The 5,218-nt window shown below is 68.0% G+C and carries 5 protein-coding genes, 2 tRNA genes and 1 pseudogene; all 8 read right to left on the bottom strand.

Annotated features, from left to right (window positions below):
• Positions 1–50: 50 nt before the first annotated feature.
• On the bottom strand, positions 51–1,082 hold the full coding sequence (locus AC1D12_RS24065; protein WP_477843328.1) for an acyltransferase family protein: 1,032 nt from the start codon (positions 1,080–1,082) through the stop codon (positions 51–53).
• A 71-nt stretch (positions 1,083–1,153) separates the two neighbouring features.
• A tRNA-Lys gene (locus AC1D12_RS24060) sits at positions 1,154–1,229 on the bottom strand.
• A 31-nt stretch (positions 1,230–1,260) separates the two neighbouring features.
• Positions 1,261–1,336, bottom strand: a tRNA-Lys gene (locus AC1D12_RS24055).
• 90 nt (positions 1,337–1,426) lie between these two features.
• Complete coding sequence (locus AC1D12_RS24050; protein ID WP_477843330.1) at positions 1,427–2,215, bottom strand: tRNA threonylcarbamoyladenosine dehydratase; 789 nt, start codon at positions 2,213–2,215, stop codon at positions 1,427–1,429.
• 46 nt (positions 2,216–2,261) lie between these two features.
• Positions 2,262–3,065, bottom strand: a complete 804-nt coding sequence (ybgF, locus tag AC1D12_RS24045; RefSeq protein WP_477827903.1) for a tol-pal system protein YbgF — start codon at positions 3,063–3,065, stop codon at positions 2,262–2,264.
• Positions 3,066–3,079: 14 nt separating this feature from the next.
• On the bottom strand, positions 3,080–3,613 hold the full coding sequence (pal, locus tag AC1D12_RS24040; RefSeq protein ID WP_465114646.1) for a peptidoglycan-associated lipoprotein Pal: 534 nt from the start codon (positions 3,611–3,613) through the stop codon (positions 3,080–3,082).
• A 51-nt stretch (positions 3,614–3,664) separates the two neighbouring features.
• Positions 3,665–4,960, bottom strand: a complete 1,296-nt coding sequence (gene tolB / locus AC1D12_RS24035) for a Tol-Pal system beta propeller repeat protein TolB (RefSeq protein ID WP_477827902.1) — start codon at positions 4,958–4,960, stop codon at positions 3,665–3,667.
• A gap of 14 nt (positions 4,961–4,974) precedes the next feature.
• Positions 4,975–5,218: pseudogene (locus tag AC1D12_RS24030) on the bottom strand (glycosyltransferase family 2 protein); the annotation flags it as partial.

Raw genomic sequence — 5,218 nt, 5'->3', positions numbered from 1 at the left:
GGCATGTGCTGGACGCGCTGATGGCGATCCGGCAACGTTGATCCGGCGCCCTATGGCAGGCCGGGCGACACCCTGCTGCGGGTCGGTTTCAGCGACAAGGCCGGCCGCTCGACCAGATACCACGACAACGCGGCCGCCGGCAACACGAGCGCCAACGCGAGTGCCAGGTGCAACGCCAGCGGCGCATCGCGCCCCAGGGCCACCACCGCCACCTGCTGGGCCGGCCAGGCCCACAGGTAGATGCCGAAGCTGAGATCGCCCCAGCGTGCCGCTGCGCGCAGCACCGGCCATGATCGCCGCCCGATCCACACGCTGGCCGCGGGCAGGATCAGCAGGCTGCCGAGCTCCGGCTGGCCGAGCACGACGCACAGCATTCCGGCTCCGACCAGCACGGGCACGGCGCGCTGACGTGGATCGAAGTGAAACAGCAGTCCGCCACAGAGAAAGAACGCGCCGAAGTACGGCAGGTGGGGGAAATTTCCCCAGTCAAGCAAGGCGCCGTCGAGGCCGGCCTGCCCTCCTTGCCGTGCGAACACCAGCAGCAAGAGGGCAAGACCGGCCAGGGCCGCCCATCTCAACCGGCGCCCCAGCGCCCATCCGCCCGCGGCCAGCAGCACGTAGCAGGCCATCTCGTAGCGGATGGTCCACAAGGATCCATTCAGTTCATGGCGCACCGTCGGTCCGAACGGCTGCAGGTCGACGTCCCTGAAGAACAGCCTCGTGAACCACCATTGCGCCCCCATGAGATCGAGGTCGTCCTTGGCATACCACCAGGCCACGAGCCCGCAGACGATCACGTTGACCGCATAGGCGGGCCAGATGCGCAGGAAGCGCCGCTGCGCAAAGCGAAACACCGACCCATCGCGCGCCCAGCTGCCGAACACGAGGTAGCCGCTCATGGCGAAGAAGACGAGCACGGCCAGGTGGCCCGGTGACCGCAACCCGCCCGGCAGCATCGGCTCGCTGCGACCGGTCAGCAGGAATGCGTGGCTCCACAGCACGGCAAGCGAAGCGACCAGGCGCACGCCGTCGAAGTTGTCGCGATGCGTTGTTGCAGGGGGGCCAGCAGCCTCGACGTTCACACGCGAACTCCCTGCAGACAAATGAAAACCCCGGAGAGTCGCATTGCTGCGGACTGTCCGGGGTTCTGTGTTGGTGGGCCCCGACAGATTCGAACTGTCGACCWACGGATTAAGAGTCCGCTGCTCTACCAACTGAGCTAGGAGCCCATGCTCGGGAAATTTCCCGAACCATGAAACCTGGTGGGTTGTGCAGGACTTGAACCTGCGACCAACGGATTAAAAGTCCGCTGCTCTACCGACTGAGCTAACAACCCAGCAAGCCCACGACTATAGCATGCCTTGCAGGGTCATTCTTGAATCAAGCCCGTGCGATGTTTGAACATCTTTGCAGGCGCTGCTTCAATTCAGCGGAGCCGCGATTGTAGCCCGATTTCGAGCGCTTCCGACGCCAGTACCAGTCCGAAAGTTGCGGTGACCACCACGCTCGATCCGTAGCCGTGGCAGTTCAGGCTGCCGTCGGTTGTTGTGTCGATATCACAGGCGTCACCCTCGGCGGCCGGCATCACCACCGCCTCGCGCGAGAACACGCAGCGCACGCCGATCGCGCCGCTGCGCGGGGCGCCATGCTGCTTGCGCAGGCGCTGCCGCAGCGAGGCCAGCAGCGGATCGTGCGTGACGTTCGCGAGATCGTCGACCTCCACCGCCTGCGGCCGGCGCTTGCCGCCGGCGGCGCCCGCCATCACGAGCGGCGTGCGTGTCGCGATCGCCCACTGCGCCAGCGCGAGCTTGGCCTGCACCTGGTCGCAGGCATCGATCACCGCGTCGACCGGGCCCGGCAGCAGCGCCGGCCAGTTGTCCGCGGTGACGAAGTCGTCGACCAGCTGCACCTCGCAGCCCGGGTGGATGTCGGCGATGCGCTCGCGCAAGGCCTCGCCCTTCGCCTTTCCGAGCGTCGCGCCGGTCGCCTGCACCTGCCGGTTGATGTTCGACTCGGACACGTGATCCATGTCGATCAGCACGAGCGACGCGATGCCGCTGCGCGCGAGCGCCTCCGCCGTCCAGGACCCGACGCCGCCCAGCCCCACCACCGCGACGCGCAGCGCACGCAGGCGCTGGTAGCCGGCCTCGCCGTACAGCCGGCGCAGGCCGCCGAAGCGGCGCTCCAGGTCCGGCGCCAGCAGGTCGGGGGCCATCAGATCAGGCAAGGGCAGGTCGTTGACGGCGTTCACGGCAGCCCCGTCACTTCATCGACGCCAGCCGCTCCTTGGCAGCCTCGGCCGCCTCGGACTTCGGGTAGGTCTTCAGCAGGTCGTCGAGCGTGCGCTTCGCGCCCTTCGCGTCCTTCAGCTCGAGCTGGCAGTTCGCGATCGACAGCAGCGCCTCGGGCGCGCGCGGACTGGCCGGCGCCACCTTCAGCAACTCGCGGAACGACGCGGTGGCTTCGCGGTATTCACGCTTGCCGTACTGCGCATTGCCGAGCCAGAACAGCGCCACGTCGTTGTAGCCGCTGGCCGGGTAGCGCTGGCGGAACGCGACGAAAGCCGACGCGGCGCCCGGGAAATCGCCCTTGCGCATCACCGCCATCGCATCGTCGAACTGCTTCTTCTCCTCCGGATCGACGAGGAATTCCTTGTCGTCCATCGTGACCTTCTGCGGTTCGAGCTTGCGGATGCGGTCGTCCACGCCCTGGGCGATGTCCTTCTGGCGGCGCTGCAGCTCGGCCACGTCGCGCGTGAGCTGCTCGTTCTGGCCGACCAGCTTGGCGGCATCGCCGCGCATCAGCTCGATCTGCGTGTTCAGGTCGAGCAGGCTGCGCTTGAGCTTGCCGATTTCTTCGAGCAGCTGCGCGTTCATCTCGGCCTGGCGCTGCGCCTGCTGCTTGTTGCTCTCCTCGAGCTTGCCGCGCAGCTCGAGGATGGCCTTGCGCGCCTCGTCGTCGTCGAACAGACCGGCGTGCGCGGCCGGCGCCGCCACCAGGGCCAGAGCCGCCAGCAGCGGCGCCCACCAGGCGCCGCCGGTGCGTCCGCGAAGAATCGATTGCATGCCAGGCCTCCGGCTTACTTGGCGTTGAACTCGGCGCGGCGGTTCTTCGCCCAGGCGGCTTCATCGCTGCCCTGCACTGCCGGACGCTCCTTGCCGAAGCTGACGGCCTCGACCTGCGACTGCGGCACGCCCAGCAGTTCCAGCGACTTCACGACCGCCTCGGCACGCTTCTGGCCCAGCGCCAGGTTGTACTCGCGGCCGCCGCGCTCGTCGGTGTGGCCTTCGATCGAGACCTTCTTCGCCTTGTTGGCCGACAGGCTCTTGGCCTGCGCTTCGATCGTCGGGCGGAACTCATCCTTCACCACGTAGCTGTCGTAGTCGAAGTAGATGACGCTGCTGATCGCAGCCGGGGCGTTCTTCGTCAGGTCGACGCTCGCGACCTGCGACTGCGACGTGCCGGCGTTGTTCGCGCCGCTGTTGGCCGAGGTGCCGCCGGTCGAGCGGTTTTCCACCGGGGCCGGCTTGTCGTCGAGCTTGACGCCGGAAGCGCAGCCTGCCAGGACGGCCGAGGTCAGGGCAGCGAGAAGGGTGAGACGAGTTGCTTTCATTGGAGACTCCTGGTCATGTTGTCGTCGAGAAAAGATGCGCCGGCCGCTTCGTCAGCGGCCGTACGGGCCCCACATGGGCTCGCGGACATCGGCGGCTGTCGACACCAGCTTCGCCTTGATCTTGCCGTCCAGCGTCGTGGTCATCAGCACGTCGCGCCCTTGCGCGCGCGATGCGTAGATGATCAACCGGCCGTTCGGCGCAAAACTCGGGCTCTCGTCGTCGCTGGTGTCGCTCAAGGCCAGCGGCGTCGCGCCCGGGTTGGTCAGGTCCATCAGGTACAGCCGGAAGGCGTTGCCCTGGCGGGAAATGTAGGCGAGGTTGCGCCCGTCGGGACTGAGCGACGGGCTGATGTTGTAGCTGCCCGAAAAGGTGACGCGCTCGACCGCCCCGCCGGCCAGCGCCGTGCGGTACACCTGCGGGCCGCCCCCGCGGTCGCTGACGAAGTACAGCGTGCGGCCGTCGGGCGTGAACACCGGCTCGGTGTCGATCGCCTGGCTGGTGGTGATGCGCTTCGGTTCGCCGCCGTTGCGGCCCATCAGGTAGAGCTGCGAGATGCCGTCGCGGCTCAGCGTGACGGCCAGCGACTGCGAATCGGGCGACCAGGCCGGTGCGCTGTTCGAGCCGCGGAAGTTGGCGATCACGCGGCGCTCGCCGGTGGCGACGCTCTGCACGTAGACGATGGCCTTCTGCTTCTCGAACGACACGTAGGCCAGTTCCTGGCCGTTCGGCGCCCAGGCCGGCGAGATGATCGGCTCGGGGCTGTTCAGCGCGACCTGCCCGCCTTCGCCGTCGGCGTCGGCGATGCGCAGCGCGTAGCGGCTGCCGGTGCGGGTGACGTAAGCGATGCGCGTCGAGAACACGCCCTTGTCACCGGTCAGCTTCTCGTAGACGTAGTCGGCGATGCGGTGCGCGGCCAGCCGCAGGTCGGCCGGCTGCACGGCATTGCTCTGGCCGCCGAGCTCCTGGCCCTTGACGATGTCCCAGAGCTTGAAGCGCACGTCGAAGCGGCCGTCGGCCAGCCGCGTGACCGAGCCGGCCACCAGCGCGTCGGCGCCGCGGGAGCGCCATTCGCCCATCGCCGGCTGCGCGTTCTCGTCGATCGCGACGCTGGTGTCGACGCCGCGGAACACGCCGGCGCGCTCCAGGTCGGCCCGGATGATGGCCGACAGGGCCTGCGTGGTCTTGTCCTCGTCGCGGAATTTCGCGATCGCGATCGGCACCTGCGTGGCACCGACGCCGGCGATCTCGACGCGGAACTGCGCCAAGGCCGGGGTGACGGTCGTGGAAAGGGCCGCCCCGCCGAGGGCGAGTCCGGAGGCAACGGAGAAGTGACGTCGGTTCAGCATCCAGTGTCCTGATCTCAAATTGTGGTCTTGGTTCCGGCAGCGTCCGCGAACGCCATTTTCAGGTATCGGTAATAGGTGCCTTCGGCGTTGTAGACCGCCAGCACGAAACCGAGCCGCCCGTCGAGGAAGCCGCGGCGCAGCAGGTAGGCCCGCAGGAACGCCCAGACGCCATGGGCAAGCGCCGTACCCAGGCCGCCGCGGCGGCCGGCGCGCACCTTGTCGAGGGCGCGGCCGCTGCTGTAGCGGTTCATCTTGTCC

The organism is Rhizobacter sp. P1_G5, from assembly GCF_056405435.1.
Note: the sequence above shows the minus strand (reverse complement) of the source record. Positions and strands in the feature narration are given on the sequence as shown.